At 72.7% G+C, this 26663-nt stretch carries 26 protein-coding genes; 15 read left to right on the top strand and 11 right to left on the bottom strand.

Annotation, left to right across the window (positions count from 1 at the left end; all coding sequences use genetic code 11):
* The first annotated feature begins 125 nt into the window (after positions 1-125).
* From ACFOVU_RS03275 to ACFOVU_RS03245, 7 genes are all read left to right on the top strand, one after another.
* Positions 126-1634, top strand: coding sequence for a hypothetical protein (locus ACFOVU_RS03275; protein WP_378529764.1), 1509 nt, complete (start codon positions 126-128; stop codon positions 1632-1634).
* Entirely contained in the window at positions 1631-2242 is a 612-nt protein-coding gene (locus ACFOVU_RS03270; RefSeq protein WP_378529763.1) for a DUF4129 domain-containing protein, read from the top strand. The genes ACFOVU_RS03275 and ACFOVU_RS03270 overlap by 4 nt, the downstream gene beginning before the upstream one ends.
* Positions 2242-3465, top strand: a complete 1224-nt coding sequence (locus ACFOVU_RS03265) for a DUF4350 domain-containing protein (RefSeq protein WP_378529762.1) — start codon at positions 2242-2244, stop codon at positions 3463-3465. The genes ACFOVU_RS03270 and ACFOVU_RS03265 overlap by 1 nt, the downstream gene beginning before the upstream one ends.
* Before the next feature lie 103 nt (positions 3466-3568).
* The gene (locus tag ACFOVU_RS03260) at positions 3569-4549 is read left to right on the top strand and encodes an AAA family ATPase (protein WP_378529761.1); all 981 of its coding nucleotides are present in this window, start codon (positions 3569-3571) and stop codon (positions 4547-4549) included.
* A gap of 79 nt (positions 4550-4628) precedes the next feature.
* Positions 4629-5930 (top strand): DUF58 domain-containing protein, encoded by a 1302-nt coding sequence (locus tag ACFOVU_RS03255; protein ID WP_378529760.1) that lies wholly within the window; start codon positions 4629-4631, stop codon positions 5928-5930.
* Positions 5931-6196: 266 nt separating this feature from the next.
* Positions 6197-7351 (top strand): SPFH domain-containing protein, encoded by a 1155-nt coding sequence (locus tag ACFOVU_RS03250; RefSeq protein ID WP_378529759.1) that lies wholly within the window; start codon positions 6197-6199, stop codon positions 7349-7351.
* A 201-nt stretch (positions 7352-7552) separates the two neighbouring features.
* Entirely contained in the window at positions 7553-8647 is a 1095-nt protein-coding gene (locus ACFOVU_RS03245; protein WP_378529758.1) for a hypothetical protein, read from the top strand.
* A 47-nt stretch (positions 8648-8694) separates the two neighbouring features.
* Here ACFOVU_RS03245 and ACFOVU_RS03240 read toward each other — a convergent pair whose 3' ends face one another.
* Together ACFOVU_RS03240 and ACFOVU_RS03235 are read right to left on the bottom strand one after the other, a co-directional pair.
* Positions 8695-8874, bottom strand: coding sequence for a DUF397 domain-containing protein (locus ACFOVU_RS03240; protein WP_378529757.1), 180 nt, complete (start codon positions 8872-8874; stop codon positions 8695-8697).
* Positions 8871-9686, bottom strand: a complete 816-nt coding sequence (locus ACFOVU_RS03235; RefSeq protein ID WP_378529756.1) for a helix-turn-helix domain-containing protein — start codon at positions 9684-9686, stop codon at positions 8871-8873. Before ACFOVU_RS03235 ends, ACFOVU_RS03240 begins: the two co-directional genes overlap by 4 nt.
* Before the next feature lie 414 nt (positions 9687-10100).
* On the opposite strand from ACFOVU_RS03235, the gene ACFOVU_RS03230 reads away from it, so the two are divergent.
* From ACFOVU_RS03230 to ACFOVU_RS03215, 4 genes are all read left to right on the top strand, one after another.
* Positions 10101-10529: an ATP-binding protein gene (locus ACFOVU_RS03230; protein WP_378529755.1), complete on the top strand. Its 429-nt coding sequence runs from the start codon at positions 10101-10103 to the stop codon at positions 10527-10529.
* A 489-nt stretch (positions 10530-11018) separates the two neighbouring features.
* Positions 11019-12401, top strand: coding sequence for a hypothetical protein (locus ACFOVU_RS03225; RefSeq protein WP_378529754.1), 1383 nt, complete (start codon positions 11019-11021; stop codon positions 12399-12401).
* 58 nt (positions 12402-12459) lie between these two features.
* On the top strand, positions 12460-12870 hold the full coding sequence (locus ACFOVU_RS03220) for a hypothetical protein (protein ID WP_378529753.1): 411 nt from the start codon (positions 12460-12462) through the stop codon (positions 12868-12870).
* An 89-nt stretch (positions 12871-12959) separates the two neighbouring features.
* Positions 12960-14009: a methyltransferase gene (locus tag ACFOVU_RS03215; RefSeq protein WP_378529752.1), complete on the top strand. Its 1050-nt coding sequence runs from the start codon at positions 12960-12962 to the stop codon at positions 14007-14009.
* An 80-nt stretch (positions 14010-14089) separates the two neighbouring features.
* Here the strand turns inward: ACFOVU_RS03215 and ACFOVU_RS03210 are convergent, their stop codons facing one another.
* From ACFOVU_RS03210 to ACFOVU_RS03200, 3 genes are read right to left on the bottom strand one after another with little or no spacing between them, the layout of a single operon-like run.
* Complete coding sequence (locus ACFOVU_RS03210) at positions 14090-14710, bottom strand: GyrI-like domain-containing protein (RefSeq protein WP_378529751.1); 621 nt, start codon at positions 14708-14710, stop codon at positions 14090-14092.
* A complete protein-coding gene (locus ACFOVU_RS03205; protein ID WP_378529750.1) occupies positions 14707-15078 on the bottom strand; it encodes a hypothetical protein in 372 nt (123 codons plus the stop codon). Before ACFOVU_RS03205 ends, ACFOVU_RS03210 begins: the two co-directional genes overlap by 4 nt.
* A 32-nt stretch (positions 15079-15110) precedes the next feature.
* A complete protein-coding gene (locus ACFOVU_RS03200; RefSeq protein ID WP_378529749.1) occupies positions 15111-15332 on the bottom strand; it encodes a hypothetical protein in 222 nt (73 codons plus the stop codon).
* A gap of 23 nt (positions 15333-15355) precedes the next feature.
* Between ACFOVU_RS03200 and ACFOVU_RS03195 the strand changes: the two genes are divergently transcribed.
* On the top strand, positions 15356-16216 hold the full coding sequence (locus tag ACFOVU_RS03195; protein WP_378529748.1) for an alpha/beta fold hydrolase: 861 nt from the start codon (positions 15356-15358) through the stop codon (positions 16214-16216).
* Positions 16217-16228: 12 nt separating this feature from the next.
* Here the strand turns inward: ACFOVU_RS03195 and ACFOVU_RS03190 are convergent, their stop codons facing one another.
* Entirely contained in the window at positions 16229-17224 is a 996-nt protein-coding gene (locus tag ACFOVU_RS03190; protein ID WP_378529747.1) for a stage II sporulation protein M, read from the bottom strand.
* Between the two features lie 78 nt (positions 17225-17302).
* Between ACFOVU_RS03190 and ACFOVU_RS03185 the strand changes: the two genes are divergently transcribed.
* Positions 17303-18118: an RDD family protein gene (locus tag ACFOVU_RS03185; protein WP_378529746.1), complete on the top strand. Its 816-nt coding sequence runs from the start codon at positions 17303-17305 to the stop codon at positions 18116-18118.
* A gap of 42 nt (positions 18119-18160) precedes the next feature.
* Here ACFOVU_RS03185 and ahcY (ACFOVU_RS03180) read toward each other — a convergent pair whose 3' ends face one another.
* Both ahcY (ACFOVU_RS03180) and ahcY (ACFOVU_RS03175) read right to left on the bottom strand, forming a co-directional pair.
* Entirely contained in the window at positions 18161-19423 is a 1263-nt protein-coding gene (gene ahcY, locus ACFOVU_RS03180) for an adenosylhomocysteinase (RefSeq protein ID WP_378529745.1), read from the bottom strand.
* Positions 19424-19442: 19 nt separating this feature from the next.
* Entirely contained in the window at positions 19443-20879 is a 1437-nt protein-coding gene (gene ahcY, locus ACFOVU_RS03175; RefSeq protein ID WP_378529744.1) for an adenosylhomocysteinase, read from the bottom strand.
* A gap of 137 nt (positions 20880-21016) precedes the next feature.
* Here ahcY (ACFOVU_RS03175) and ACFOVU_RS03170 point away from each other — a divergent pair, with 137 nt between their 5' ends.
* Positions 21017-21424, top strand: coding sequence for a MerR family DNA-binding transcriptional regulator (locus tag ACFOVU_RS03170; RefSeq protein ID WP_378529743.1), 408 nt, complete (start codon positions 21017-21019; stop codon positions 21422-21424).
* 27 nt (positions 21425-21451) lie between these two features.
* Here the strand turns inward: ACFOVU_RS03170 and ACFOVU_RS03165 are convergent, their stop codons facing one another.
* Positions 21452-23521: an acyltransferase family protein gene (locus ACFOVU_RS03165; RefSeq protein WP_378529742.1), complete on the bottom strand. Its 2070-nt coding sequence runs from the start codon at positions 23519-23521 to the stop codon at positions 21452-21454.
* A 412-nt stretch (positions 23522-23933) separates the two neighbouring features.
* On the opposite strand from ACFOVU_RS03165, the gene ACFOVU_RS03160 reads away from it, so the two are divergent.
* The gene (locus ACFOVU_RS03160) at positions 23934-25136 is read left to right on the top strand and encodes a hypothetical protein (RefSeq protein WP_378529741.1); all 1203 of its coding nucleotides are present in this window, start codon (positions 23934-23936) and stop codon (positions 25134-25136) included.
* A gap of 6 nt (positions 25137-25142) precedes the next feature.
* Here ACFOVU_RS03160 and ACFOVU_RS03155 read toward each other — a convergent pair whose 3' ends face one another.
* Together ACFOVU_RS03155 and ACFOVU_RS03150 are read right to left on the bottom strand one after the other, a co-directional pair.
* Positions 25143-26444: a serine/threonine-protein kinase gene (locus ACFOVU_RS03155; protein WP_378529740.1), complete on the bottom strand. Its 1302-nt coding sequence runs from the start codon at positions 26442-26444 to the stop codon at positions 25143-25145.
* 32 nt (positions 26445-26476) lie between these two features.
* The coding region (locus ACFOVU_RS03150; RefSeq protein WP_378529739.1) for an SIS domain-containing protein at positions 26477-26663 on the bottom strand (187 nt) is incomplete at its 5' end.

Below are 26663 nucleotides of genomic sequence, written 5' to 3'. Positions count from 1 at the left end.
ACGTACGCAATCGGTGGCCTGATACGGGACCAAATGCGGGCGCAGGACCGCAACGCCCGCCAGTAGGTTGATCTCGAATAGCGTGGGATCCGAACGGGCCCGAGCAGACGCACCACGGAGGAGCGATGACGCAGGACGACGGCCAGGCACGGCGCGACCCGGACCGGTCGCCGGAGCCGGAGCCGGGCGCGGGCGGCGACCCCGCCCCCGGCCCAGCGCCGTCGTCGTGGGCGGCCCCCGGCGGCGGGGCGCCGGAGCCCCCGGCGTCATCCCCGGGGTGGGTCGCGCCCGGTGGAGCGGCCGGCGGCCCTGGCCACGACCAGGGCCAGGGGTACGGGCCGGGCCCGGATTTCGGACAGCAGGGATACCCGCCGGCGGAGGGACAGGCACCGGCCCAAGGCACGGGTCCGGCGTTCGCGCCGCCCCTTCCGCCCCCGGGCTACGCGCCTCCCGGAGCGGGCGGGCCTGCGGGCTACGCGCCCCCCGGCCACGGCCCCCACCCCGGCTACGGGCAGTACGGCCAGCCCCCCTACGGCGCCCCGCCGGGCTATGGGCCCCCGGCGGCCCCGCGCCCGGGGATCGTCGCCCTGCGCCCGCTCGCCCTCGGCGACATCTTCAACGGCGCCTTCGGCTACATCCGCAACAACCCCAAGGTCACCCTGGGGATGACCGCGATCATCGTGGCCCTGGCCAGCCTGCTGCCCGCCATCGGCGCGGGGTCCTTCATCAGCGACTACACGGTGTGGCTGGAGGAGTCCCCCCTCGACGAAGTCGACTTCCCCATGTCGCCCTTCACCCTGGTCGCGCAGTTCGGCGGGGCCATCCTCAGCTTCGTGGGGACCGCGGTCCTCACCGGCCTCCTCGCCGCCGTGGTCGGCCTCGCCGTGCTCGGCCGCAGGCTCTCCGCCGGCGAGGCGTGGGCCGCCGTGCGGCCCCGGCTGGGCGCGGTCCTCGGCGTCGCCCTCCTGCTGCTCCTGCTCGGTGTGGCCTCGTTCGCCCTCCTCTTCGGCGTGGTCGCCGGCGCGGTCGGCCTGGGCGTGGCCGGGGTGGACATCTGGATCTGCATCGTCGCGGGCCTCCTCGGCGTCCTCGCCTGGGCCGCCGTCAACGTCTGGATCTACGTCCGGACCAGCCTCGCCATGCCCGTCACGGTCCTCGAACGCGTCGGCCCCGGAGGCTCGCTGGCCCGGTCCTGGCGGCTCACCCGGCGCGGCTGGTGGCGCGTGTTCGGGATCCTGCTGCTGTCCTCGTTCCTCGGCAACATGGTGGCGAGCGTGCTCTCCGGCCCGTTCTCGGTCATCGCCGCGGTGGCCGGCGTCGTCGAGAACCGCTTCGTCGCCGACACCATCTATGCGGCGGCGATCTTCCTGGGGTCCATGGTCGCCGGGACGATCACCAACCCCTTCGTCACCGGCGTGACCACGCTGCTCTACGTCGACCTGCGCATGCGCCGCGAGGGGCTGGACCTCCGGCTCCAGGCCGCGGCGCAGTCCGGCGCCGACGCCGGGCCCGAGATCTACCTTCCCGAGCCGCCGGCGCCCGCCGGGCCGCCGCCCGGGCCCGGGTATCCCCAGCAGGCCGGATACCCGCAGCCGCCCGGGCCCGCCGGCGCCGTCCCCGGGGCGCCGGTGTGACGGGCCGCGACGAAGGGGCCCGCCTGGCCCGCGAGGAGCTGCGCGACCCCATCTACGGCGAGTCCGAGCCCGGCCTGCTCGACCGGCTCTACGCCTGGGCCATGGAGCGGCTCCAGGACCTCATCCGCCTCGCCGACCAGTCCGTCCCCGGCGGCTGGTGGGTCCTCGGCCCCATCCTCGTCCTGCTCGCGCTACTGCTGATCGCCCTGGTCGTCTATATGCGGCCCGCCCGGCGCACGCGGTTCACCGGCGCCGTCATCGACGCCGGGGCCGCCCGCACCGCCGACGACCACCGCGCGGCCGCCGACCGGCACGCCGCAGCGGGCGAGTACGGGCCCGCGGTGCGCGAGCGCCTGCGCGCCATCACCCGCGACCTGGAGGACCGCACCATCGTCGCCCCGCGTCCCGGGCGGACCGCGACCGAACTGGCCGCCGAGGCGTCGGCGGCGCTGCCCGCCGGGCGCGAGGGGCTGGCGGCCGCCGCCCGCGCGTTCAACGACATCGCCTACGGCCAGCGCCCCGCCACCGCCGACGACGACCGGCTCCTGCGCGACCTCGACCGGCTGCTGCGCGACAGCAGCCCCGTGCACACGGCGGTGGGCCCCTGATGGCCGCCTCCGCCCCCGCTGTCCCGGCGCCCGCGCCCCCGGGCGGTACCGCCCCCGCCTCGCCGCGCCCTGCCGACCTGTGGCGGCGCGCCCGCGGGCCCGTTGCCGCCTTCCTGGGCCTGGCGGCCGTTGCCGTAGTGGTCTCGATCGGCGCCCAGCGCCCGCCCGAGGGGGTCCTCGAACCCGAAGGCCCCAACCCCGAGGGCGCGCGCGCCCTGGTCCAGGTGCTGGAGGGCGAGGGCGCCGAGGTCACCGTCGCCCGCGACGCCGCGACCGCCGCCGGCGCCCTCACCGACGACTCCGTCCTCGTCGTGGCGCTCTCCCACCGGCTCAGCGCCGGCCAGCTCGACGACCTCGCCCAGGCCCCCGGCGACCGGCTGCTCGTCCAGCCCACCGGCCCGGCCCTGGACGCGCTGGCCCCCGGTGTCGAGGTGGCCGCCCGCGCCGACGCCGACGCGTTCGCCCCCCGCTGCGACCTGCCCGCCGCGCGCGCCGCCGGCCCCGCCGACCTCGGCGGCGAGCTGTACACGGCGCCCGGCGGCACCGGCTGCTACCCGGGCACCGACGACGGCGACCTCGGCGGCGGGGACGGCAGGGGCGGCGACGCGCTGGTCCGGGTCACCAACGACTCCGGCGCCACGACGACGGTGATCGGCACCCCGAACCCGCTGACCAACCAGTACCTCGCCGACGAGGGCAACGCGGCCCTCGCCCTGAACCTCGTCGACGGCCGCGACGTCGTCTGGCTGCTCCCCGATGTCGCCGTCCCCGAGGGGCAGGCGACCCTGGTTGAGCTGCTGCCGCTGTCGCTGCGCTACGCGGTGCTGCCGCTGGGCGCCGCCCTGCTGCTGCTCGCCCTCTGGCAGGGCCGGCGGCTGGGCCCGCTGGTCACCGAGCGGCTGCCGGTCGTGGTCCGCGCCTCGGAGACCACGGAAGGGCGGGCCGGGCTCTACGCCGCCCACCGCGCCCGCGACCGGGCCGGCGCCGCCCTGCGCGACGGCCTGATCGGCCGGGTGCGGCCGGCGCTGGGCCTGGGCCCCGACGCCGCGCCCGACACGGTCGTCGACGCGGTGGCCCGGCGCACGGGCGGCGACCCCGCGGCGCTGCGCGCCCTGCTGTACGGTCCGCGCGAGGGCACCGGTGCCGATGCCTACACTGCGGACGACGACGGGCTGGTGCGGCTCGCCGACGACCTCGACCGCCTTGAGGGCCGCCTGCGGTGAGGGCACGGGCGCCGGGCCGCCCCGGCCGCCAACGGGTCCCCGCATCCCCGCAGCCCCCACCACGAACCAGCACAACGGAGAACGCGAAAGAGGTAGTGCCGACGTGACCGCCTTCACCGAGCAGGGGCCCGCCCCGGAGCAGGCCCGAGCCGCGCTGACCGCGCTGCGCGACGAGGTCGCCAAGGCCGTCGTCGGCCAGCACGAGACCGTCACCGGGCTGGTCGTGGCGCTGCTGTGCCGCGGCCACGTCCTGATGGAGGGGGTGCCCGGCGTCGCCAAGACGCTGCTCGTCCGGGCCGTCTCCGCCGCTCTGGCCCTGGACCACAAGCGGGTGCAGTTCACCCCGGACCTGATGCCCGGCGACGTCACCGGGTCGATGGTCTACGACGCCCGCACCGCGCGGTTCGAGTTCCACGAGGGCCCGGTCTTCACCAACCTGTTCCTGGCCGACGAGATCAACCGCACCCCGCCCAAGACGCAGGCGGCGCTGCTGGAGGCCATGGAGGAGCGGCAGGTGACCGTCGACGGCCGGCCCACGGCGCTGCCCGACCCGTTCGTGGTGGCCGCCACGCAGAACCCCGTGGAGTACGAGGGCACCTACCCGCTGCCCGAGGCCCAGCTCGACCGGTTCCTGCTCAAACTGGTCGTCCCGCTGCCCGAGCGCCAGGACGAGGTCGGCATGCTGTCGCGGCACGCGGCCGGGTTCGACCCTGGGGACCTCGCCGCCGCCGGGGTCCGCCCGGTGGCGGGCGCCGAGGACCTGCGCGCGGCCCGTGAGGCCGTGGGCGCCACCCGGGTGGCGCCCGAGGTGCTGGGCTACATCGTGGACATCTGCCGGGCCACCCGCCACTCGCCGTCGCTCCAGCTGGGGGCGTCGCCGCGCGGCGCGACCGCGCTGCTGCGCACCAGCCGCGCGTGGGCGTGGCTGTCGGGGCGCGACTACGTCACCCCCGACGACGTGAAGGCGCTGGCCAAGGCGACACTGCGGCACCGCATCGCGCTCCGCCCGGAGGCGGAGCTGGAGGGGGCCAGCACCGACGGCGTCCTGGACGGCGTGCTCGCCTCGGTGGCGGTCCCGCGCTGACCCCATCCGGGACAGGGCGGGCCGCGGGCCCGATCCGCACACTCGACAGGACCAGGAAGACCAGGACGGACGGCAGGGCATGGCGATCACGGGCCGGGCGGTACTCGCGGCGTTCGCGGGCATGCTGGTGGTGCTGCTCTCCGGGTCGGCGGCCACAGCGGTGGCGTGGACCGTGCTCGCGGTCCTCGCGGCGGCGATCCTGACCGACGCCGCACTCGCGCCCAGCCCGCGCCGGGTCACCCTGGAGCGCGAGGGCGACACCTCGATCCGGCTCGGTGAGACCGCCCGCGTGGCGCTGTTCGTCGGCAACCCGGGGCGGCGCGCGCTGCGCGGCCTGGTGCGCGACGCGTGGGCCCCCAGCGCCGACGCCCTGCCGCGCGCCCACACCGTCGCCGTCCCCGCCGGGGAGCGCCGCCGCCTGGAGACCGCGCTGACCCCGCAGCGGCGGGGCGACCAGCACGCCGCCGCGGTGACCGTGCGCAGCCTGGGCCCGCTGGGGCTGGCCGCGCGCCAGTGCACCCACACGGTGCCGTGGAGCGTCCGGGCGCTGCCGCCGTTCCACAGCCGCCGCCACCTGCCCGGCAAGCTCTCGCGGCTGCGCGAGCTCGACGGTCAGCACAGCGCCCTGGTGCGCGGGCAGGGCAGCGAGTTCGACTCGCTGCGCGAGTACGTGCCGGGCGACGACGTCCGCTCGATCGACTGGCGGGCCACCGCGCGCCGCGAGGGCGTGGTGGTGCGCACCTGGCGACCCGAGCGCGACCGCCGCATCCTGCTGGTGCTCGACACCGGGCGCACGTCGGCGGGGCGGGTCGGCGACACCCCGCGGCTCGACCACGCCATGGACGCCGCGCTGCTGCTGGCGGCGCTGGCCGCCAAGGCCGGGGACCGGGTGGACCTGCTGGCCTACGACCGCCGGGTGCGCGCACAGGTGCGCACGCACGGGCGGGGCAGCCGCATCCCGGCGCTGGTGCAGGCGATGGCGCCGCTGGAGGCGGAGCTGGTGGAGTCCGATCCGGCGGGGCTGGTGTCGACCATCCTGGGCGGGCACAGCCGCAGCCGACAGCTCGTGGTGCTGTTCACCGACCTCAACGCCACCGCCATGGAGGCCGGCCTGCTCCCGCTGCTGCCCGCGCTGACCGCCCGCCACCTGCTGATGGTGGCGGCCGTGGGCGACCCCCGCGTCACCGAGATGGCGGCCGAGCGGGGCAGCGCCCGCGGCGTGTACGCCGCCGCCGCGGCCGAACGCACCCTCGGCGAGCGCCGCCGGATCACGGCGGAGCTGCGGCGCCACGGCGTCGAGGTCGTCGACGCCGACCCCGAGCACATCGCCCCGGCTCTGGCCGACGCCTACATCGCGCTCAAGGCCCAGGGGCGGCTCTAGCGCGGTCGTGGCCGCGGCGCTTCGGGATCCGCGGCCGGCTCCGGACATAACGGGGCGCCACACGCTCCGGCGTGTCCGAATGCGGACACAGCGCGCCGTACGCGAGCATTGCCGGGTTTCGATTCGACATACACCCTGATGGGGGCGGAACCGCGTCGGCGCCTCCCCGGTCGAAGCCAAGGTGACCCGGTGCGGACGCCGACCGCACGGGCACCCGCGGAGGGCGGGTGCCGGGTCACCCGGAGGGGCGAGCGTAGGGAGCGCGTGTGGGACTGTTCGATGCGATCCGCGATGAATTCATCGACATCGTCGAATGGCTGGACGACAGCCGCGACACCATCGTCTGGCGGTTCCCCCGCCACGACAACGAGATCAAAATGGGCGCCAAGCTCGTCGTGCGCGAGTCGCAGATGGCCGTCTTCGTCAACGAGGGCACCATCGCCGACGTCTTCCCGCCCGGCACCTACACCCTGGCCACCCAGAACCTGCCGGTCCTGTCCACGCTGAAGGGGTGGAAGTACGGCTTCGACTCGCCGTTCAAGGCCGAGGTCTACTTCGTCTCCAGCCGCCAGTTCACCGACATGAAGTGGGGCACCCAGAACCCCGTCCTCGTGCGCGACCCCGAATTCGGGATGGTGCGGCTGCGCGCCTTCGGCGGCTACGCCGCCCGGGTGGTCGACCCGGCGAGCCTGATCCGCGAGCTGGCGGGCACCGACCCGCAGTTCCGCACCGAAGAGGTTGAGGAGTACCTGCGCCAGCAGATCGTGGGCCGGCTCGGCAGCGCCCTGGGAACGGCCGCGGGCACCACCCCCGTTCTCGACCTCGCCGCCAACCAGCACGTGATCGGCGAGCGCCTGGCCAACGTGCTCAGCGCCGACCTCGCCGACGTCGGCATCCAGATCCCCCGCTTCATCATCGAGAACGTCTCCCTGCCGCCCGAGGTGGAGGAGGCCATCGACAAGCGCTCGCAGATGGCGATCGTCGGCGACCTCGACCAGTACGGGCGGTTCCAGACCGCCAACGCGATCGAGGACGCCGCGCAGAACCCGGGCGGCGGCGCCGGCGAGGGGCTGGGGCTGGGCATGGGGTTCGCCGCCGGCCAGCAGATGGCCGCCAACCTCGGCGCCCAGGCAGGGGGCCAGCCACCACAGGGGCGGCACGCGGGGCCGCCTCAGGCGCCGCAGGGGCAGGCGGCGGGGCCTCCCCCGCTGCCGCAGCAGACGCAGTGGTACCTCGGAGCGGGCGGGCAGCGGCTCGGCCCGTTCGACGAGGCCTCGCTGCCCCACCGGGTCGGTGAGGGGACGCTGACCCCCGAGACGCTGGTGTGGCGGACCGGGATGGAGCAGTGGGCGCCCGCCCGCGAGGTGCCCGAGATCGCCCGCCTCTTCGGCGAGGTCCCGCCGCCGCTGCCGCCCTCGTAGCCGTCCCCCGTCCAGGGCCGTCGTCCGAGGGTTCGCGTTCCCCGGGCGGATCGGCCCTCATCACCTGTCGCAGCGGGCCCGGCCGCGCCCTCGTCCACCGGGCCCGCACCGCGACGGCCGGCGCCCCCACGGCCGCCCGTTGCGCTCCGCATGGATTCGGCGTGCCGTTTCCCACCCGTTCGGTTTTTCCGTGAGGCCACCATGTCCCAGTCCCACCCTCCTGCGGGTCCCCCCGCGGCGTCCCGCCCTTCGCTGCCCTGCGCCGGCTGCGGGGCGCACCTCCAGTACGCGCCCGGCACGTCGAGCCTGAGCTGCCCCTACTGCGGCCACCGGCAGGAGCTGCGCCCGGCCGCCCGCAAGGTCCGTGAGCACTCCTTCGAGAAGGTGATCTCCAAGCCGCGCCGCCCCGCCCAGGAGCTGGCCGCGCACCACTTCAACTGCCACCGCTGCGGGGCGCACGTGCAGGGCGGCGCGCTCTCGCGGGTGTGCCAGTTCTGCTCCGCCCCGCTGGTCGCCGACACCTCCAACGATCCGCAGGTCGTGCCGGAGGCGATCCTCGCCTTCGGCCTCGACCGCAATGGGGCGCGCGCCTCGCTGCGCAAGTGGACGGGGGCGCGCTGGTTCGCCCCGGGCGGCCTCAAGAAGGTGGCCGACGCGGAGTCGATGCGGAGCACGTTCCTGCCGCACTGGACGTTCGACGCCGCGACCGCGTCGAAGTACAAGGGGCAGAGGGGCCGCTACTACTACACGACCGAGCACCGGAACGGGAAGAGGCAGCGCGTGCGCAAGACGCGCTGGTCCGGTGTGCGGGGGCAGGTGTCGCGGCGGTTCGACGACGTCCTGGTCACCGGCATCGACCGGGGCCCGGTGGACGCCGCCCGCCTGCACGCGCTCCAGCCGTGGCCACTGAAGTCGGCGGCGGCCTTCCAGCCCGACTACCTCACGGGCCACGAGACCCTGCGCTACGACGTCGAGCCCGAGTACGGGTTCGAGAAGGCGAAGTCGGTGATGGCGTCGGTCATCGAGCGCGACTGCCGCCGCGACATCGGCGGCGACGTCCAGCGGGTGGAGGCGGTCGACACCCGGTACGACAAGGTGACGTGCAAGCTGATGCTGCTACCTGTGTGGACGGGCAGCTACGTGTACCACGGGAAGTCGTACCAGGTCCTCGTCAACGGCTGCTCAGGAGAGATCCAGGGCGACCGCCCCTACAGCGTCCCCAAGATCGTGGCGGCGTCGGTGGCGGCGCTCATCCTGGCCTCGGTGATCCTGTACTTCATGTTCCTCTACGCCTGATGGTCGGATCCGGCCTCCGCCCGAGAGGGGCGGAGGCCGGCCAGGCGTTACAGGAAGTCGATGTCAGCGAGGAGGGCCCGCCATTCGACGGCTGGGAAGGCCAGAGTCGCGAGATTCGGGTGCTGGGTGTCACGCACAAGGGTGGTGCGGCCCTCGGCAACCTCGACACAGTTGTTGTTGTTGCCACCGCTGTAGCTTGACTTGTGCCACCCGCAGCTCGTCGTCATCCCAACTCTCCCTGAACTTTCCGGACCAGGTCATAGCTTGCCTTAGTCGAAAGAGCCTCCGCCTGGATCACTCCGAACATCATGACACATTCGCGAATCTGGTCGGCATCGTCCAGGATCAGATCATCCAGCATGTGCTCTACGGACACGGCGACCGGTCGATCCGAGAAGACGAACACCCGGAATGGTCCTGAAAGACCAGGCGGCAACAGCAAATCCTGGGGCATCACCTGAAGCCGGATTATGCCATCGTCAGCCAGTCGAAGCAGATGTTCGAGCTGTTCCTTTGCAATCGATACATCCCCAAGAACACGGCGGATCACGGTCTCGTCCAACACGATCGACAGCAGCGGCCGATCCGGAGATTTGAGGATCTCCTGCCTCTTCATCCTCAATTCGACCATGCCATCGAGCGTGGTCGAATCTACCCACGGACGCATGGCCTGGAAGATCGCCCGAGCGTAGCGAGGGGTCTGCGCCAATCCCGGAACGAGCGTTCCGTGGAACTCCCGCAACTCACGCGCCGTGCGTTCAAGGTCGATGCCGCCCTGGATGCCCTCGGGGTACATTCCGTGGCTGTTGTTGTCCCGCGTCCACAATCTCTGGAAGACGCCTGACGTCTTGAAGAGGGCATCCAATTCCTTGCAGTGGTCAAGCTGCGGCGTCCGCGTCCCCTTCTCCCAATAGGAGACGAGCGACGACGACACTCTGACCTCGGCAGCGACGCGGTCTTGGGACAGACTCGCCGCACGCCGACGTTTCCGCAGCTCAGATCCGATCTTCTGCCATAGAGGGTTGACTTGACGAGCCATGGTTCCTCCACAAATTCTGACCGTCCCTCAAATCACACCACATGATGATGACCCCTCGCCATCGAAACTGAATATTCCTAACTCTTCTGTGGATCCACTGGCACGGAGTCCTATTGGCGGATCATCGTTGTCCCAAGCTGCTCAGCAGCGAAACGAGGAACGATCTCGTGGGCCCTGTGGCGCCCTCAACCACTTGACGGCGCACGAACATGTGACCAGGTCGACCACACCCGCGAACTACGCAAGTGGTCCTGGTCGGCGTAGGGCGCCGACCAGGACCGCAGCCCTCAACCTGTCGAGACCAGGGAGGACCACATCCATGAAGACTAACGGCATGAAATCCCCTTCGGGCGTTTTCCAGCGACCCCGGTCGCGCCGAATTCGTCCGTATCTGTTCCGATTCGAGGGGCGGTGATGGCAGTGGAATACGAGCGCCGGTTCCCCGGATGGTCCGACCAGATTCGGAAGGTGCGGGAATGGACGGATGACGTCCTCTCCGCCCACGAGGGCTTCGAGATCCCCGACGACACGATCGCCTCCGCCGTTCTCCTCGTCTCAGAGGCGACGACGAACGCGATCCGCTACACGGCGAGCGGCCGCGGGGGCGTCTTCAAGGTCACGTTGAAGATCGACACCCACCGCATCACCATCGAGGTCGACGACGAAGGATGTCCCGCCGGCGGGACACTGCCTTTCATTCGCCCCCTCACCCCCATGGCGCAGCACGGGCGCGGCATCACCCTCATCGACTACATTGCCGACACCTGGGGCCCGCTCCCCCACCCCCGCACGGGAGTCGGCTTCACCCTCACCTGCCGCCCCGCCGGGACCTCCGTGGCCTGACCGGAACTCCGGCACACCTACCACGCGCGATCCTGCCTTCGGAGGGGGAAGCAGGAACCGCGCCTCCCCGCCGGACCGCCCTCGGCCCCGACCCCGCCCTGGACGGTCCGGCACCATGCGAACAGGCGGTGAGGTCTTGAGCAATGGGATCCGACGGGACATACACCCCAAAGCGAACGGAAGGTGACGAGGGCCCAATTCGCTTGGGCCCTTCCCTTGCCGCTCTTTTCGCCATTCACCACATGTGAGCTGGGACGATCGCCGGAAAGCGATTGCTGAAAGCCTCGTAGACCACACCGCGCGGGCCCACTCCGGGCCCAGAACCACCGTCACCCGTGGGCCTACTCGCCGTTCTGACCTGCACGTACTGTCGAACCGTTTGCACGGGCGGCAGAACCCGCGGGTTCAGGGGATCAGGGGGAAGCGGTGGGCCTCGGCGACCGGATTCCGCGCGGCGAGCGCGGGGCCTCGGCCACGGAATTCGCAGCGGTGATCCTACTCATCGCCGCCATTATCGGCGCACTACTCCTCACATCCATTCCGCAGCGGATATCCGACTACATCGACTACGCCATCTGCAAGGTCACGACGCAGGGCGACTGCCCTCCCCCCGGCGGCGATCAGGCCGACACCCCGCGCGACGAGGACTTCGTCCCGCCCCGCTGCGAGGTCTACCAGCTCCAGGAACGCGCCGGGTACTCCATGTACATCGGCATCTTCAAATTCGGCGACGAATACGCGTTCATGGAACAGCAGATGGCCGACGGCACCTACCGGCTCACCCTGATGCCGCACAACTTCGAACTCGGCGTCGAGGGCAAGGCGTTCCAGGTCAGGGGCGAGGGCGGCGACAACGTCCAGCTCGGCGCCGAGGCCAAGATCGGCGCCTACCTCAGGGCCGGGGTCGGCGACACCTGGATCTTCGACGACCGCGAGCAGGCCATGTCCTTCAAGGACGACATCATCGAGAACCAGCAGGCCATGGAGTCGATGTCCCGCAACCCGGGCATGGGCCTCTACTACTGGCTCAACCCGCCCCCCGAGATCCCCGACCCGGGCATCACCACCGCGACCCTGCGCCTGGAGGCGGGCGCCAACGCGGAGACCGGAGCGGGTGTGAAGACCTCCCAGGGCGAGCAGTACTTCGACGTCGGCACCGGCATCAACGGCAAGTTCCGGCTGGGCGGGCAGGTCGCCGTCCGCACCGACCGTCGCGACCCCGACAACGTGCTCACCGGTACCGCCTACCAGTTCGACGGGCAACTGGGCGTCGGCACGGAGATCGCCGGTGCCGGGTCCGAGAACCTGACGAACTGGACGGGCGGGATGCGGGTCATGCGCGACTCCGAGGGGCGCCCGGTCGAGATCGTCTACACCACCACGGTCGAGGACACCCTGATCAGCAAGGACCGCCTCGGCGGGCGCGGGCGCACCGGCAAGGGCGGCCTGAAGGGCAGGGACGGCGACACCACACTCCAGGAGACCCGCACCACCATCACCCTGGACACCCCCGAAGAGCAGGCGATCGCCGAGGAGTACCTGCGCGAGGAGGGGGCGACCGGGATTCCGGCGCTGGCCTTCAGCCAGCTCTTCGACGACGGCGAGTCCCTGCTCAACGAGCCGCCGCCGGGGGCGAGCGACTTCGAGCGGCTGATGTACGAGCAGGCGACGGTCGCCAACACCACCCAGGTGCGGACGATAGACTCCGACACCTTCGGCGGACGGGTGGCCCTCGGCCTGGGCCTGGGGGCCAAGGTCACCGTCGAGTCCTCCGAGGCGGACACGGTGGAGGCCGAGTACCTCGGCGCCCCGCGCCCCGGCGGCACCCGCGGGTTCGTGGAGTTCCCGGCGTGCGTGTCCCAGCGCGAGTGACGCGGGGACAGGGGCGCACGGGGATCCGGGAGCGAGGAGACGGAAGGGTGGAGGAGCCATGAGGCGCGCCGGATGGGTCGCGGCCATCGTCGCCGGGAGCTGGGTGGTGACGCTCGCGGGCTACCTGCTGACGGGGATGGCCGCCGGCGACCTGGCGCCGCGCATCCCGGGAGAAGAGCCGCCGTCGGCCGGTGCCGTCCAGACCGCCGGGGTCGTCGCCCTGCTGGGCATGGTCGCGGTCGTCGCGGCGGCGGTCTGGCTGGGCGCGCTGCTCGCCCGCGACTCGGCGGGAATGGAACGCCGGGGCGCAGCCGTCACCGCGGCGACCGGCCCACTGGCCGCGGTGGCGGTCACCCTCCTCCTCTCCGCCATCCTGGCGGTCCCCGCCGGCACCATCGCCGTCCATGCCGGATGCGCGATCGCCGCGACGGGCGCGGCCCTCTACGCGACTCTGCGCCGCAAGCGCTAGGTCCCGGGCGTTCCGATTTGCCTGTGCCGTTACGGCATGGTGTCGACTGTTGCCTCGCCGACGCGTCCGCAATCGGAGGAGAGCACCAGATGACACTGTTCGAGCACCGTTTCGTCGCGGCCGGTTCAGCGGAACCGCCGGGGGACGACACCGGACGGATGATCCAGATGATGACGGGGTACTGGGTCACCCAGGTCGTCCGGACCGCGGCCGAGCTGCGCCTCGCCGACCACCTGTACCCGGACGGCGCCACCGCCGCCCAGGTCGCCGAGGCCGAGTCGCTGGACGCCGGTCATACGTTCCGCTTTCTGCGCGCGTGCGCCTCCCTCGGCCTGGTCGGCTCGACGGACGGGAGACGGTTCACCGCCACGTCCCTCCTCGACACCCTGCGCACCGACAACCCCGGCTCCCTGCGCGACCTGGCGCTATGGGGCGGCGCCGAATCGCACTGGCTGCCGTGGGGACGGCTGGCCGATACGATCCGGGCCGGCTCCACCCAGGCGGAGGCCGCTCTCGGCGCGCCGTTCTTCGACTGGCTCTCCGGTGAGCCCGGCGAGGCCGAGGTGTTCACCGGCGCCATGACCGCGATGACACGGAACCTGGCCCACCATCTGGTCGACGTGATCGACCTCAAGGGCGCCACGACCGCCGTGGACGTCGGCGGCGCCGGCGGGAACCTCGTCCAGACCCTCATGCAGAAGCATCCAAGTCTCGCCGGGATCGTGCTGGACCTCCCGCACGTCGGCGTCGATGCCGACGCCTCCGCCGCGCACCTGGGCGTCGCGGACCGGTTCACCTTCGTCGGCGGCGACTTCTTCGACAAGGTGCCGTCCGGGGATGTGCACCTGCTGAAGTTCGTCCTGCACGACTGGGACGACGACGCCTGCGTGCGCATCCTGCGCAACTGCCGGGAATCGCTCGAACCCGGCGGCCGCGTCCTGGTGATGGAGCTGCTCGTCGGGGAGGTCGGCACGCCGGGGCTGGCACCGATGATGGACCTGAACATGATGGCGCTGCTGACCGGGCGGGAGCGCAGCGCCGACGAGTTCGCCGCCCTGTTCGAGCGCGCGGGCCTGAAGCTCGCCGACGTGACACCGTCCGCGTCGGCCGTCTCCGTGCTGGAGGCCACGCCCGTCTAGAACCCTCCCCGGGGCCCCGCCGGGTCGTCCGCGGTCGGAGCGGCGACCCGGCGGGGCAGCTCTGCACAGCGGGAGTCCCGTCAGTTCGCCGGCCGGACGGGCTGCCGGAGGACGGTCCTGAGCTTGGCGGGATCGGCGCGACGGGGGTCGCCGAGGTAGATCTCGTGGTGGTGCCCGGACATCCGCAGGCCGTTGGCCGCGAGGTACTCGTGGTGGAGCCGGGCGAGGGCGGGGCCTTCGTCGTCGTAGGGTCCGATGTGCAGGAGCTGGGCGCAGGTGCCCTCGTTCAGCGTCTCGCAGCGGACCTCGGCGATCGTGGGCAGGCCCTTCTTCGCCAGTGCGGTCCGCTTCGCCTCCTCGACGCGGTCGTCGGTGATCCAGCCGGGCAGGCTGATGAGCATCCGCCAGTGCCAGGCGCCCTTCTCGCGGGTGAGGAACACCTCCGGGTCGTCGGCCCACCACAGCCCTTCGAGCGGTCCGACGACGAAGTCCCTGCCGAGGTCCTTCTTACCGGCGAACTTGGCGGTGTAGGCGACGGCGTAGAGCGCCTGGACCGCGCGGGCGTAGTCGGCGCTGGTGTTGGGGTCGCCGTGGCCGTCGACGGCGATGAACCGCTGCGCGGGCACGTCGACCAGCGCCCAGTCGGTGTTCCTCGGCGAGTAGAGCCGCTTGAGGTCGCGCTTGATGTCATAGCGGGTCATGGCCGCCCGCCCTCCCGGCCGGCCACTTCCCACGGCTCGGGGCGCCTGAGGGCGGTGCACTCGGTCATGCCCATCCGCCGGGCCGCCTCGCGGCGTTCGCGCACCTCGGGCCACGATTTCGGCCGGTAGCCCGGGCCGCCGCAGCCGCAGGAGTGGAAGGTGATCCCGGCCCGCAGCGTGGCCTCAAGGGCCCGCCACGCCCGGGTGTCGCGCCGCGGCGGCACCGCCAGGTCGGGGCCGGCGTCGATCATCGGCGTCCGGCACTGGGGGCACCGGTGCCCGGACGCACCGTGCTCCGCCTGCTTGAACGCCACCCGGCAGGTGAGGCACACGAAGTGGCACTTGTAGGAGATCGCGTACCGGCACATGCCCGCAGGCTAGACCAGGGCCGCGCACCGCGTCACCCGGAATCCGCCCCTGGCCGTTCCTCGATGGGGAACAGGATCGGGCTCAGCAGGTGCAGGCGGCGGTCCGGCGCGGGCTCGTTGTCCATCCGGGACGCGATCACCGCGCGCATCTCCGCCACCAGCTCGGAGAGTTCGTCCCGGCTGAGCCACAGCGGGATCTGGAGGTAGCCCGCCGACGACGCACGACCGCCCCGCCACGACGGCCGGGGCGGCACCGCCCCTGGGGCGGTACTACGAGGTGGGCGGCCGGCGCCTGCTGCTGCACCGGTCCGGCGACGGGAGCCCGTCGGTGGTGTTCCTGCCAGGAGGCGGCACGGCCGGCCTCGACTACTGGAACGTCCAGGCGCTGGCCGCCGAGTTCACCACGAGTGTCGTCTACGACCGCGCCGGAACGGGGTGGAGCGACCGAGTGGAGTTGCCGCGCACCTCGGCCGAGGTGACCGACGAGCTGCGCGAGGTCCTGCGGGCCGCCGGTGTGCCCGCCCCCTACCTGCTGGTGGGCCACTCCCTCGGCGGCCTCTACGCCCGCCACTACTCGGTGCGCTTCCCCGGCGAGGTCTCCGGCCTGGTCCTGCTGGATCCGGCGCACGAGGACTACAACGCCCACATGCCCCGGGAACTGGTCGAGCAGTGGGAGTCGTGGGACCCCGATCAGGAGCTGCCGGACGAACTGCCCGGGGAACTGGTCCGGATGTATCGCGGCCTGTTCGCGCAGGAGATCGGCGACTGGCCCGAGGGGATCCGGGAGCCGCTCATCGACCGCCACGTGGGCCCGGACTGGCTGCGGGTCGGCGCCCAGGAGGCGCAGAACGTCGAGGCGCTCTATGACGAGATGCGCCACGCGGGACCGATGCCCGATGTCCCGCTGATCATCCTCGCCTCCACCGGCATCGACGACTTCAAGAAGGCCGTGTCTGCGGGCACACCCGAATCGCTCCTCCGCGAGGAGATCGACGGGAAGCTGCGGCTCTACACGCACCTCGCAGCATCGGTCCCCCACGGCGAGAACCGCCCCGTCGACGGCGCCGGGCACGTCACCCTGCACTGGCGCCGCCCCGACGCCGTTGTGCAGGCGATCCGCGACCTTCTCGGAAGGTGACGGCCGCCCCGGCTACCCCGCCACCGGGGCCGTCTGGGGGCGGGTGGTGATGTCGCCGGTCTCGCCCTCGCGGTGGGCGCGACGGCCGAGGGTGTAGACGTAGGTGAGGAACAGGACCTCGGCCACGACCCCGATGCCGATCCGCAGCCAGGTGGTGTGGACCCAGCCGGTCACGAACCCCTCGATCAGGCCCGATATGAACAGGACCAGCACCAGGCCGAGCGCCACCCCGATGGCGGGGCGGGCCTCCTCACCGAGGGCCTGGAGGCGGGGGCGGGGGCCGGGTGCGATGAGGGTCCAGCCGAGCTTGAGGCCGACCCCGGCGGCCGCGAACACCGCGGTCAGCTCCAGCAGGCCGTGCGGCAGGATCAGCCCGAGGAAGACGTCGCCCTTGCCGTGGGCGAACATCAGGCCGCCGGCCGCCCCCAGGTTGGCGCCGTTCATCGCCAGGACGTAGACGGCCGGCAGGCAGAGGAACACCCCGAACACGAGCGCCTGGGCCGCGGCCCAGGCGTTGTTGGTCCACACCTGCGCGGCGAACGACGCCCCCGGATGCTCGACGTAGTAGTTGGCGAAGTCGTTCTCGACGTAGGCGCGGATGGAATCGGGGGTCCCCATGGCGCTCTGCACCGCCGGGTCGGTCGCGATCCAGACGCCGATGGCGGTGGAGAACGCCACCGTCCCCAGCGACGCCGTGATCCACCACCGGCGCAGCCGGTAGAGGACGGCCGGGAACGAGCGGGTGAAGAAGGTCAGGATGTCGCGCCAGGCGGGCTCGTGGGCGCCGGTGACCGCGGCGCGGGCCCGCGCCACCAGCCCGGACAGCCACCCCGTGAGAACGGGGTCCTGCCCGGAGGAGCGGACCACGGACAGGTGGGTGGACACGCGCTGGTACAGCTCGACGAGCTCGTCGGTCTCGGCCCCCGTGAGCCTGCCGCGCCGGCGCACGAGCCGCTCCAGGCGGTCCCAGTCGGGTCGGTGCGCGGCGGCGAAGACGTCGAGTTCCACGCCTCGGACTCTACCCGGGCACCGCCCGGCGGGTGACAGACTGGAATCGGACGACATTGATCGGGAGGCGGGAGAACGGTGGCGATTCCCGGCGGTACGGAAGGGTTCGGACAGGCGTCCCTGGTGACGGGCGACGCCGTGGTGCTCGACCTGCGCCCGGCGGGGTTCGCCACGCGGATGGTGGCCTTCTTCGTCGACGCGCTGGTGCAGGTGTCCGCCATGGTCCTGTCGTTCGTCCTGGTCTCGCGCGTCGGCGCGGGCCTGGACGCCGCGGCCACCGCGGCGATCTCGCTCACCATGACGGTGCTGGTCCTCGTCGGCTATCCCACCGCCTTCGAGACGCTGTCGCGGGGCCGCTCGCTGGGCAAGCTGGCGCTGGGCCTGCGGGTGGTCGGCGTCGACGGCTCTCCCGTGCGGTTCCGCCAAGCGCTGGCGCGGTCGCTGGCCGCGGTGATCGAGATCTGGGGGTTCACCGTCGTCGCCCTCGTGTCCTCGCTGATCGACCGCGACGGCCGGCGGATCGGCGACTTCATGGCCGCCACCCTGGTGGTGCAGGAGCGCGCCGGTTCGCGGCGCGATGAGACCATCGAGATGCCGCCGCGGATGGCCGCGTGGGCGCAGAGCGCCGAGCTGTCCCGGCTCAGCCCCGAGACCGCGGCGACGGCCCGCCAGTACCTGCTGCGCTATGACGAGCTCGCCGACGGTGCCCGCCACGACATGGGGATGCGCATCGCCGACCTCGTGGCGCAGTCGGTGAGCCCGCCCCCGCCGCCCGGGGTGTCGCCGCCGGAGTACCTGTCGGCGGTGCTGGCCGAGCGCCGCCGCCGCGAGGAGGCCAAGATGGCCCGCCGGGCGCCGATACCGGCCGCTCAGGAGGGCCCGCGGTCCGGCTGAGGCCGGCCTCGCAGGCGCCTTCCGGCGATCCCGCTCGCCGTCTCAGGCCCGCCAGGAGTTCAGGTAGTCCTCCTGGTCGGTGGTGAGCCGGTCGATCCCCACGCCCAGCGCCTCCAGTTCGAGCCGGGCGACCTCGGTGTCGATCTCCCGGGGCACCTCGTGCACGCCGGGGCCGAGGTCCGCGTGGCGCTCGGCGATCCAGGCGACCGTGAGCGCCTGCACGGAGAAGGACATGTCCATGACCGCGGCGGGGTGCCCCTCGGCGGCGCCGAGGTTGACCAGGCGCCCCTCTGCGAGCAGGACGATGCGCCGTCCGTCGGCGAGCACGTACTCGTCGGCCTGCGGCCGGACCTCGCGGCGGACCTCCACCGCCAGCGCCTCCAGGGCGGGCAAGTCGATCTCGACGTCGAAGTGCCCGGAGTTGGCGAGCACCGCGCCGTCCTTGAGCGACGCCAGGTGCCCGGCGCGCACGACGTCGCGGTTGCCGGTGACCGTGACGAGGATGTCGCCGATGGGCGCGGCCTCGTCCATGGGCAGCACCGTGTAGCCCTGCATGACGGCGTCGAGCGCCTTGACCGGGTCGACCTCGGTGACGATGACCCGGGCGCCCATGCCCCGGGCGCGCTCGGCCAGGCCGCGGCCGCAGTAGCCGAACCCGGCCACGACCATGGTCCGCCCGGCGAGCATGGTGTTGGTGGCCCGCATGATGCCGTCGATCGTGGACTGCCCGGTGCCGTAGCGGTTGTCGAACATCCGCTTGGTGGCGGTGTCGTTGACGGCGACCATGGGCACCTTGAGCGCGCCGTCGGCGCTCATGCGGCGCAGCCGGATGACCCCGGTGGTGGTCTGCTCGCAGCCGCCGATGGTGTCGGCGAGCAGGTCGGGCCGCTCCAGGTGGGCGAGGTTGACGAGGTCGCAGCCGTCGTCGAGGAGGATGTGCGGGCGCTGATCCAGGACCGCGGCGAGGTTGCGGTCGTAGGTGGCGGGGTCCATGCCGGCGCGGGCGAAGACCGCGACTCCGTACTCGGAGACGAGGGCCGCGGCGGTGTCGTCCTGGGTCGACACCGGGTTGGAGGCGGCGAGGGCGATCTCGGCGCCGCCCGCGCGCAGTGCGCGCAGGATGTTCGCGGTCTCGGCGGTGACGTGCATGCACGCGGCGATGCGCAGGCCCGTGAGTGGGCGTTCGGCGGCGAAGCGGTCGTGCACGCGGCGCAGCGCGGGCATGGCGCGCTCGGCCCACTCCACGCGGCGGACCCCGGCCTGCGCGAGGCCGAGGTCCGCGACGTCGTACGGCGGCAGTGCCATCGGGCGGGTTCCGCGGGCCCTAGTAGCGGTAGTGGTCGGGCTTGTAGGGGCCGGCCACGTCGACGCCGATGTAGGCGGCCTGCTCCTTGGTCAGCTCGGTGAGCCTGACCCCGAGCGCGTCGAGGTGCAGCCGGGCGACCTTCTCGTCGAGGATCTTGGGCAGGACGTAGACGCCGGTGGGGTACTCGGCGGTCTTGGTGAACAGCTCGATCTGCGCGATGACCTGGTTGGTGAAGCTGTTGGACATCACGAAGCTGGGGTGGCCGGTGGCGTTGCCCAGGTTGAGCAGGCGACCCTCGGACAGCACCAGGATGGTGTGGCCGTCGGGGAAGCGCCACTCGTGCACCTGCGGCTTGATCTCGGTCTTGACGATGCCCGGGATCTTGGCGAGGCCCGCCATGTCGATCTCGTTGTCGAAGTGGCCGACGTTGCCGACGATCGCCTGGTGCTTCATCCGCGACATGTCATCGGCGGTGATGATGTTGAAGTTGCCGGTGGTGGTGATGAAGATGTCGCCGGTGTCGACGACGTCGTCGAGCCGCACCACCTGGAAGCCGTCCATGGCGGCCTGGAGGGCGTTGATGGGGTCGATCTCGGTGACGACGACCCGCGCGCCCTGGCCGCGCAGGGCCTCGGCCGAGCCCTTGCCGACGTCGCCGTAGCCGCAGATGACCGCGACCTTGCCGCCGATGAGGACGTCGGTGGCGCGCATGATGCCGTCGGGCAGCGAGTGGCGGATGCCGTACTTGTTGTCGAACTTGCTCTTGGTGACGGAGTCGTTGACGTTGATGGCGGGGAACGCCAGCTTGCCGTCGCGGTGCATCTCGTAGAGGCGGTGCACGCCGGTGGTGGTCTCCTCGGTCACGCCCTTGATGCGGGCCGCGATCTGGGTCCACTTGCCGGGGTCGGCGGCGAAGCTCGCCCCCAGGAGCTTGAGGACGACCTCGAACTCCTCGCTGTCGGCGGTGGAGGGGTCGGGGACCGCCCCCGCCTTCTCGTACTCGGCGCCCTTGTGCACGAGCAGGGTGGCGTCGCCGCCGTCGTCGAGGATCATGTTCGGGCCTTCACCGCCCGGCCAGGTGAGCGCCTGCTCGGTGCACCACCAGTACTCCTCCAGGGTCTCGCCCTTCCAGGCGTAGACCGGGACGCCCTGGGGGTCCTCGGGGGTGCCCTCGGGGCCGACGACGACCGCCGCGGCCGCGTGGTCCTGAGTGGAGAAGATGTTGCAGCTGACCCAGCGGACCTCGGCGCCGAGGGCGACCAGGGTCTCGATGAGGACGGCCGTCTGCACGGTCATGTGCAGCGAGCCCATGATCTTGGCGCCCTTGAGCGGCTGCGTGGCCCCGAACTCGCGGCGGGTCGCCATGAGTCCCGGCATCTCGTGCTCGGCGAGCCGGATCTCCTTGCGTCCGAACTCGGCCAGTGACAGGTCGGCGACTTTGAAGTCGAAGGACATGCGTCTGTTCTCCTCCTGGGTGGATGCGCCCCGAGTCTACGGGCGGGGTATCGCCCGCGGCACCGCGATCGGACCGAAATTGACGGTGCTTTGTCAGATTCCGGCGCCGCTGTCGTTTTCTCCGGTAGGGTCCGGGCATGGCCGATGGCGTGCGCTCCCCGTCCCCCACTCCCCCGCGGAGCCCCATCTCCGCCGCCGCCGAGCGGCTGGGGACCAGTCCGCGGATGCTGCGCTACCGCGAGGCGCTGGGGCTGCTGCCGCCCACAAAGGAGCAGCCCACCGGCCGGGGCCACCGCCACCGGCGGTTCTCAGAGGCCGACCTGCGCACGGTGGCGGCCGGGCTGGAGCTGGAGCGCGCCTACGACATCACCCCGGCGGCGCTGGCGTTCGCCCTGCGCATGCTGGCCGAGCCCGAGACCCTCAGCCGCGTCCGCGCCTACGGCGAGCGGCTGGGCCGCCTGGCGCCGCCCCCGGCCCGCGCCATGGACTTCGAGAAGCAGAAGGCGCTGCGCCTGCTCCAGCAGCGCGAACGCGGGCGCCGGTAGGCGGACCGGGCGCCCCGGGCGCCCGGGTCACCAGCCGGTCGATGCGCGGATGCGCTCCTCCAGTGCCGGGGCGAGGGTGCGCATATAGGTGGTGGTGAAGTGGCTGCCGTCCCAGTAGACCAGCACGTTGCCGACCACCGCCGGGCACTGCTCGTCCGGGCATACCAGGTCGTTGAGGTCGAGCAGGGAGACGTTGGCGGGCACGCCCGCCAGCCCCTCCAGCGGGGAGGTCGCGGCCATCGACTCCGCGCGCGTGCCCGAGCACTCGGCGGCGCCCTTGGTGGCCACGCACTCGGCGGTGTCGAAGCCCAGCCGCGGGGTGTCGCGGACCGCGATCACGTCGATCCCCATGTCGCCCAGTTCCCGCCAGCGGTCGAGGTAGCCGTCGACCACGACCTCCCCGCCGAACCCGGCCTCGGTGTCGATGCTGCTGCTGGTGGCGGTGGTGAACACCGCGTCGGGGCGCAACTCCTCCAGCTCGGCCATGACCCCGTCGTTCCAGTCGGCGCAGGCGGTGTAGGGGTTGCCCTTGTAGGTCTGCTCCAGGTCGGTGAACAGGCAGGCGCCCTTGATGATGTTGACGATCCGCCAGTCGGCGGACTCCGCGATCCGCTCCAGCGCCGGGTACCAGTGCGCCGCGTGCGAGCCGCCCACCAGCGCGATCGTGCGCTCGGGGGTGTCGGAGCCGAAGGTGCAGGTGAGCACTTCGGAGGAGTCGATGCCCTGGTTGCAGCCGTCGGCGTAGGTGGAGGGGACGTCGTCGGCCGCCTCCGCCGGCTGCGGGGCGACGGGCAGCTCGCGGGCGGCCGCGCCGGTGGCGCCGTCGGCGAGGACGGCGGCCCCGGGGTAGTTCGCGGGGTCGGCGATGAACGCCTCGCGCTCGCGCTGGTCGGCGTCCAGCTTCGCCGTCCACGCCCCGGCGCCCATGAGCACCGGCAGCAGGAACGCCAGCCCCACGGCGAGCGACCGCACGGGCGTGCCGCGGCCGCGGGCGAGCAGGTCGGCGCCGCCGTCGGTGAGCCGGGTCGTGGCGGCGGCCAGCACCAGGGACAGGGCGAGGATGTAGCCGCCGCCGAGGAGGCTGGGCGTGGTGCGGTCGGTGACCGCCAGGTAGCAGACGAGCACCGGCCAGTGCCACAGGTACAGCGCGTAGGAGATGTCCCCGATGTAGTGCAAGGGCTTCCAGGAGAGCAGCCGGTCGGCGCCGATGGGCGACCCGGTGGTGCCCGCGACGATCACCAGCGCGGCGGCGAGGGTCGGCCACAGCGCGATGTAGCCGGGGAACATGGTGGAGACCTGGAGCAGGAGGCCGCAGGAGACCAGCGCGGCCAGCCCCGCCCAGCCCAGCAGGGTGCGCAGCACCCGCGGCAGGCGCAGGTAGGGCAGGGCCAGCGCCAGGATCCCGCCGAGGGCGAATTCCCACAGCCGGGTGCCGGTGTCGAAGTAGGCCCACTGCTGCTGGGTCGCCGTGGTGACCACCGAGTACCCCAGCGACACGGTGAACACCGCCGCCAGCCCGCCCAGCGCCACCCGGCGCACCGGCCACCCTCGGCGTGCCGCGACCCACGCGACCGCGGCCATCAGCACCACCCAGACCAGGTAGAACTGGCCCTGGATGGACAGCGACCACACATGCTGCACCGGGCTGGACTCGGTGTCCTGCGCCAGGTAGTCGACCGAGTCGAGGGCCAGCCGCCAGTTCTCGAAGTAGAGGGCCGAGGCGATGACCTCGGCGATGGTGTCGCGCCAGCGGTCGGCCGGCAGGAACAGGTAGGTGGCGACGAGGACGGCGCCCAGGACGACCGCCAGGCCGGGGAGGAGCCGCTTGGCCAGCCGGGTCAGGAACGCGACCGCGTCGACCCGGCCGCGCCGCTCCACCATGCGCACCAGGGAGCCGGTGATGAGGAACCCGGTCAGCATCAGGAAGACGTCGACGCCGCCCGAGACCCGGCCGAGCCAGATGTGGTAGACGGCCACGAGCAGCACGGCGACCGCCCGCAGCCCCTGGATCTCGGGGCGGTGGCCCGGCGCGGCGGAGCCCGGGGACGCCGGGGAGGGGCCGGGGGGCCTCGCCGTCGCGGCAGGGGCTGCGGTCATGGCGGACTCCACGGAGGCGGCCACCTCACTTCCGGGCTTTTCGAACGGGGCGCGGCGCGCGCGGTGCGGGCCGCGGAGCGGGAACGGCGAACCGCCGCACGGCACACATGAGGGCACGGGGAACGGCACCGCGGCCATCGCCGGGCCATGCTCCCCCACCAGCGTTACGGGAAGGGGTACCGGGGTTGAACCCTGGGACACGCCCTCGGGGACCAGGGGCTCGCGGCCGCATCCGCCGCAGCGGGACCGCACGGCCCCGGCGGCCGCCGGCCCGGGACCCCTGTCAGACTATGTCACCTGCGCAAACGCGCGCCGGCCCTATGGGCCCGCGCTTCCGCGGATTTCCGGCAATCCGCAATGGAGCGGGCCGAGCCGGGTTTTATCCGCACTCCCGCTGGACACGGTGATGACCGTGGACATCCGACACGGTGGTGATCTCGCCCTGGACCGTTTTCCCGATTCCGTGCGGAGGCGGCTCGCCGACCTCGGCCGGCTGCGGGAGGTGGCGATCGCGCGGCGCCGGCATCAGGCCGCGGACCGGCTCGACGAAGCGCGCGACGAGCTGCTGCGGCGCCACGTCCGGGAACTGCACCTCGCCGCCGGGCACGGCGCCGAGCCCGCGGGCGGCTGGGCCGACACCGCCACCCTCGTCGCCGTCGCCGCCGAGGTGCGCGACGGGCAGCGGCTCTCGCCCGAGTACCTGGACGACCTGGCCGGCCGGCTGCCCGACCTCGACCCGCCCCTCCCCCGCCCCGAGGGCTTCGGCGAGGTCCTGGCCGCTGCGGCGGCCGTGGAGACCCACCCCGTCATCCGCGCCGCGCACGCCTTCACCACCTGTATCGAGGGGCTGCGCGGCGCCGAGCACACCTCGGCCCCCCAGCACCCGCTGCCCGCCGGGCCCGAGCCCCGCCTGCGCCCGCTGCCGTGGGCCCTGGCGTCGCTGTCGCTCATGCGCTCGGGCTACCCGCCGCCGGCGCTCGACCACCGGCTGGCCGAGCCGCAGCGGGCGGCCGAGGCGTTCGGGCCCGCCGAGGACCCGCTGACACAGGCGGTGCACATGTTCGCCGAACTGGAGTCCGCGGCGCTGCGCTGCGAGCTCAGCCGCCCCGCGCGCCCCACTGATGTGCGGCCCGGCCCGTTGTCGCTGGCCACCGCCCTGCACCGGCGGATCCTGGACCACCTGCGCAACCGGTGCGACTCCCTGAGCATGGTCCTGCGCGAACTGGAGCCGGGGGCGCGCGCCGAGGTCACCGCGGGCACGACCGGCGGCGGCTCCGCGCGCGAGCACTGCGACTCCGCGGCCGCCCGCGCGCTGTTCACCCCGGGGCCGGGCTGCTGGTGGTCCTCGGCGCACCTGGACCTGACCGGCGGGGTACTGCGGCTGCTGGTGAGCGTGCACGACGTGGGCACGCCGCCCACCGGCGTGCTCGCGGTGACCGCCGACGCGTGGCTGACGACCGGCACCGGAGCGGCCGACGTGCTCGACCCGGCGTGCACCGACTGCGTGACGCTCATCCCCACCGACTGCGCCGACGAGCGCTGGCCGCAGGTGGAGGCGTTCGTCGACGAGGCGGTGACCCGCACCATCGGCCACCTGACCAGCGCGCTGGCCTGATGCGGGTCAGCTGCTCAAGGAGACCAGGACGAGCAGCAGCAGCAGGATGATGATGGCGATCAGCACCGCCGGGACCAGCCAGCCCTGGGCGAGCAGCGGGTCCTCCTGGACCGGCGGCTTGGCGGGCCGCATCGGCTGGGGCCGCTGCGGGACACCGGGGCCGCCGTACATCGAGTTGGGCCCCATGGTGGCCGGCCCCATGGTGTTGGGGCCCGCCACGGGCGGGCGCGGGCCCATGCCGGGGTGGCCCCCGGTGGGCGCGGGGCCGGGCCGCGGCGGCTGCGGGGCCATCGGGGGTTGCGGCGGGAACGCGCCCTGCTGCGGGCCTGTGGGCGGGCGGTTCATCGCTCCGCCCGGGCCGTAGGGGTAGGGGGCCTGAGGGCCGCTCGGGGCCGGGGGCCCGTAGTGCGGGGCCTGCGGGCCGCTGGGGGCGCCCGCCTCGGCGATCCGCTCGCCCTGGCGCACGGCCTCGGCGGTGGAGGGGCCGGTGGAGGTGTCGTCGTGGCCGAGCAGCCGCAGCAGCAGCGACTGCGCCGTGGGGCGCCGCGAGGGGTCCTTGTCCAGGCACTGCTGCACGATGGTCAGCAGCGGCCCCGACATCCCCTCGAGGTTGGGCGGCGCGCTCACGACGCGGTGCACGACCGCGGGCACGCTGTCGGAGCCGAAGGGGGTGTTGCCGGTGGACGCGTAGGCCATGACGCAGCCCCACGCGAAGATGTCGACCTTGTCGGTGATCCCCTGGCCCTCGATCTGCTCGGGGGCCATGTAGGAGGGGGTGCCGACGATCGAGTTGGTCATGGTGGCGGTGCCGTCGACCACGCGGGCGATGCCGAAGTCGATCACGCGGGGGCCGTCGGGCCCCAGCAGCACGTTGCCGGGCTTGAAGTCGCGGTGGACGATGCCCGCCTGGTGGATCGCCACCAGCGCGGTCGCGGTGGAGACCGCCAGCCGCTGGAGCGCGGCCCCCTTGTGCGGGCCGTTGGTGGCGACGGCCTCTTGCAGCGAGGGCCCGGGCACGTACTCGCTGACGACGTAGGGCGGGTCCTGGTCGAGGTTGGCCTCGTGGATCGCCGAGGTGCAGAACGACGCGACCTTCTGCGCCGCCCGGACCTCCTTCTCGAAGCGCTTGCGCAGGTCGTCGTCCTGCGACCACTGGTCGTTGAGGACCTTGATCGCGTATTCCTCGCCGTCGCTGTCACGACCGAGGTAGACGACGCCCTGGCCGCCCTTTCCCAGGCGTCCGACCACGCTGTAGTTGCCGAAAGCGGTGGGATCGCTCGGCGACAGCGACTCGGGACCGGGTGGCATCGATCTCCTCCAGAACGGGGTCGTGGGCGGGACTAGCGCACGACCAGGGTATGGGTAAGCGGCTCAACGCCATACGCGACGGCTAGGTACACAGTGACGTAATCCGTTAGAGCGATCAAACCGGCCAGGCGTTCCCATGAGTGCCCTTCCTCTGCCGCGGCCTCACTCACGGCGACACCGTGTGCCCGCGCGGTATCGGCGGCGGCCTCGGTGTCGGCG

Source organism: Nocardiopsis sediminis (genome assembly GCF_042650565.1).
Classification (GTDB): Bacteria; Actinomycetota; Actinomycetes; order Streptosporangiales; family Streptosporangiaceae; genus Nocardiopsis_B; species Nocardiopsis_B sediminis.
This window is presented reverse-complemented; position numbering and strand designations above follow the sequence as displayed.

Coding starts and splice junctions, on each gene's coding strand:
- ACFOVU_RS03210 (WP_378529751.1), bottom strand. CDS start 14,710: ATGACCCGCTATGACATCAAGCGCGACCTCAAGCGGCTCTACTCGCCG.
- ACFOVU_RS03155 (WP_378529740.1), bottom strand. CDS start 26,444: ATGCCACCCGGTCCCGAGTCGCTGTCGCCGAGCGATCCCACCGCTTTC.
- ACFOVU_RS03245 (WP_378529758.1), top strand. CDS start 7,553: ATGTCCCAGTCCCACCCTCCTGCGGGTCCCCCCGCGGCGTCCCGCCCT.
- ACFOVU_RS03230 (WP_378529755.1), top strand. CDS start 10,101: ATGGCAGTGGAATACGAGCGCCGGTTCCCCGGATGGTCCGACCAGATT.
- ACFOVU_RS03275 (WP_378529764.1), top strand. CDS start 126: ATGACGCAGGACGACGGCCAGGCACGGCGCGACCCGGACCGGTCGCCG.
- ACFOVU_RS03205 (WP_378529750.1), bottom strand. CDS start 15,078: ATGTGCCGGTACGCGATCTCCTACAAGTGCCACTTCGTGTGCCTCACC.
- ACFOVU_RS03265 (WP_378529762.1), top strand. CDS start 2,242: ATGGCCGCCTCCGCCCCCGCTGTCCCGGCGCCCGCGCCCCCGGGCGGT.
- ACFOVU_RS03240 (WP_378529757.1), bottom strand. CDS start 8,874: ATGACGACGAGCTGCGGGTGGCACAAGTCAAGCTACAGCGGTGGCAAC.
- ACFOVU_RS03255 (WP_378529760.1), top strand. CDS start 4,629: ATGGCGATCACGGGCCGGGCGGTACTCGCGGCGTTCGCGGGCATGCTG.
- ahcY (WP_378529744.1), bottom strand. CDS start 20,879: ATGTCCTTCGACTTCAAAGTCGCCGACCTGTCACTGGCCGAGTTCGGA.
- ACFOVU_RS03220 (WP_378529753.1), top strand. CDS start 12,460: ATGAGGCGCGCCGGATGGGTCGCGGCCATCGTCGCCGGGAGCTGGGTG.
- ACFOVU_RS03215 (WP_378529752.1), top strand. CDS start 12,960: ATGACACTGTTCGAGCACCGTTTCGTCGCGGCCGGTTCAGCGGAACCG.
- ACFOVU_RS03165 (WP_378529742.1), bottom strand. CDS start 23,521: ATGACCGCAGCCCCTGCCGCGACGGCGAGGCCCCCCGGCCCCTCCCCG.
- ACFOVU_RS03170 (WP_378529743.1), top strand. CDS start 21,017: ATGGCCGATGGCGTGCGCTCCCCGTCCCCCACTCCCCCGCGGAGCCCC.
- ahcY (WP_378529745.1), bottom strand. CDS start 19,423: ATGGCACTGCCGCCGTACGACGTCGCGGACCTCGGCCTCGCGCAGGCC.
- ACFOVU_RS03235 (WP_378529756.1), bottom strand. CDS start 9,686: ATGGCTCGTCAAGTCAACCCTCTATGGCAGAAGATCGGATCTGAGCTG.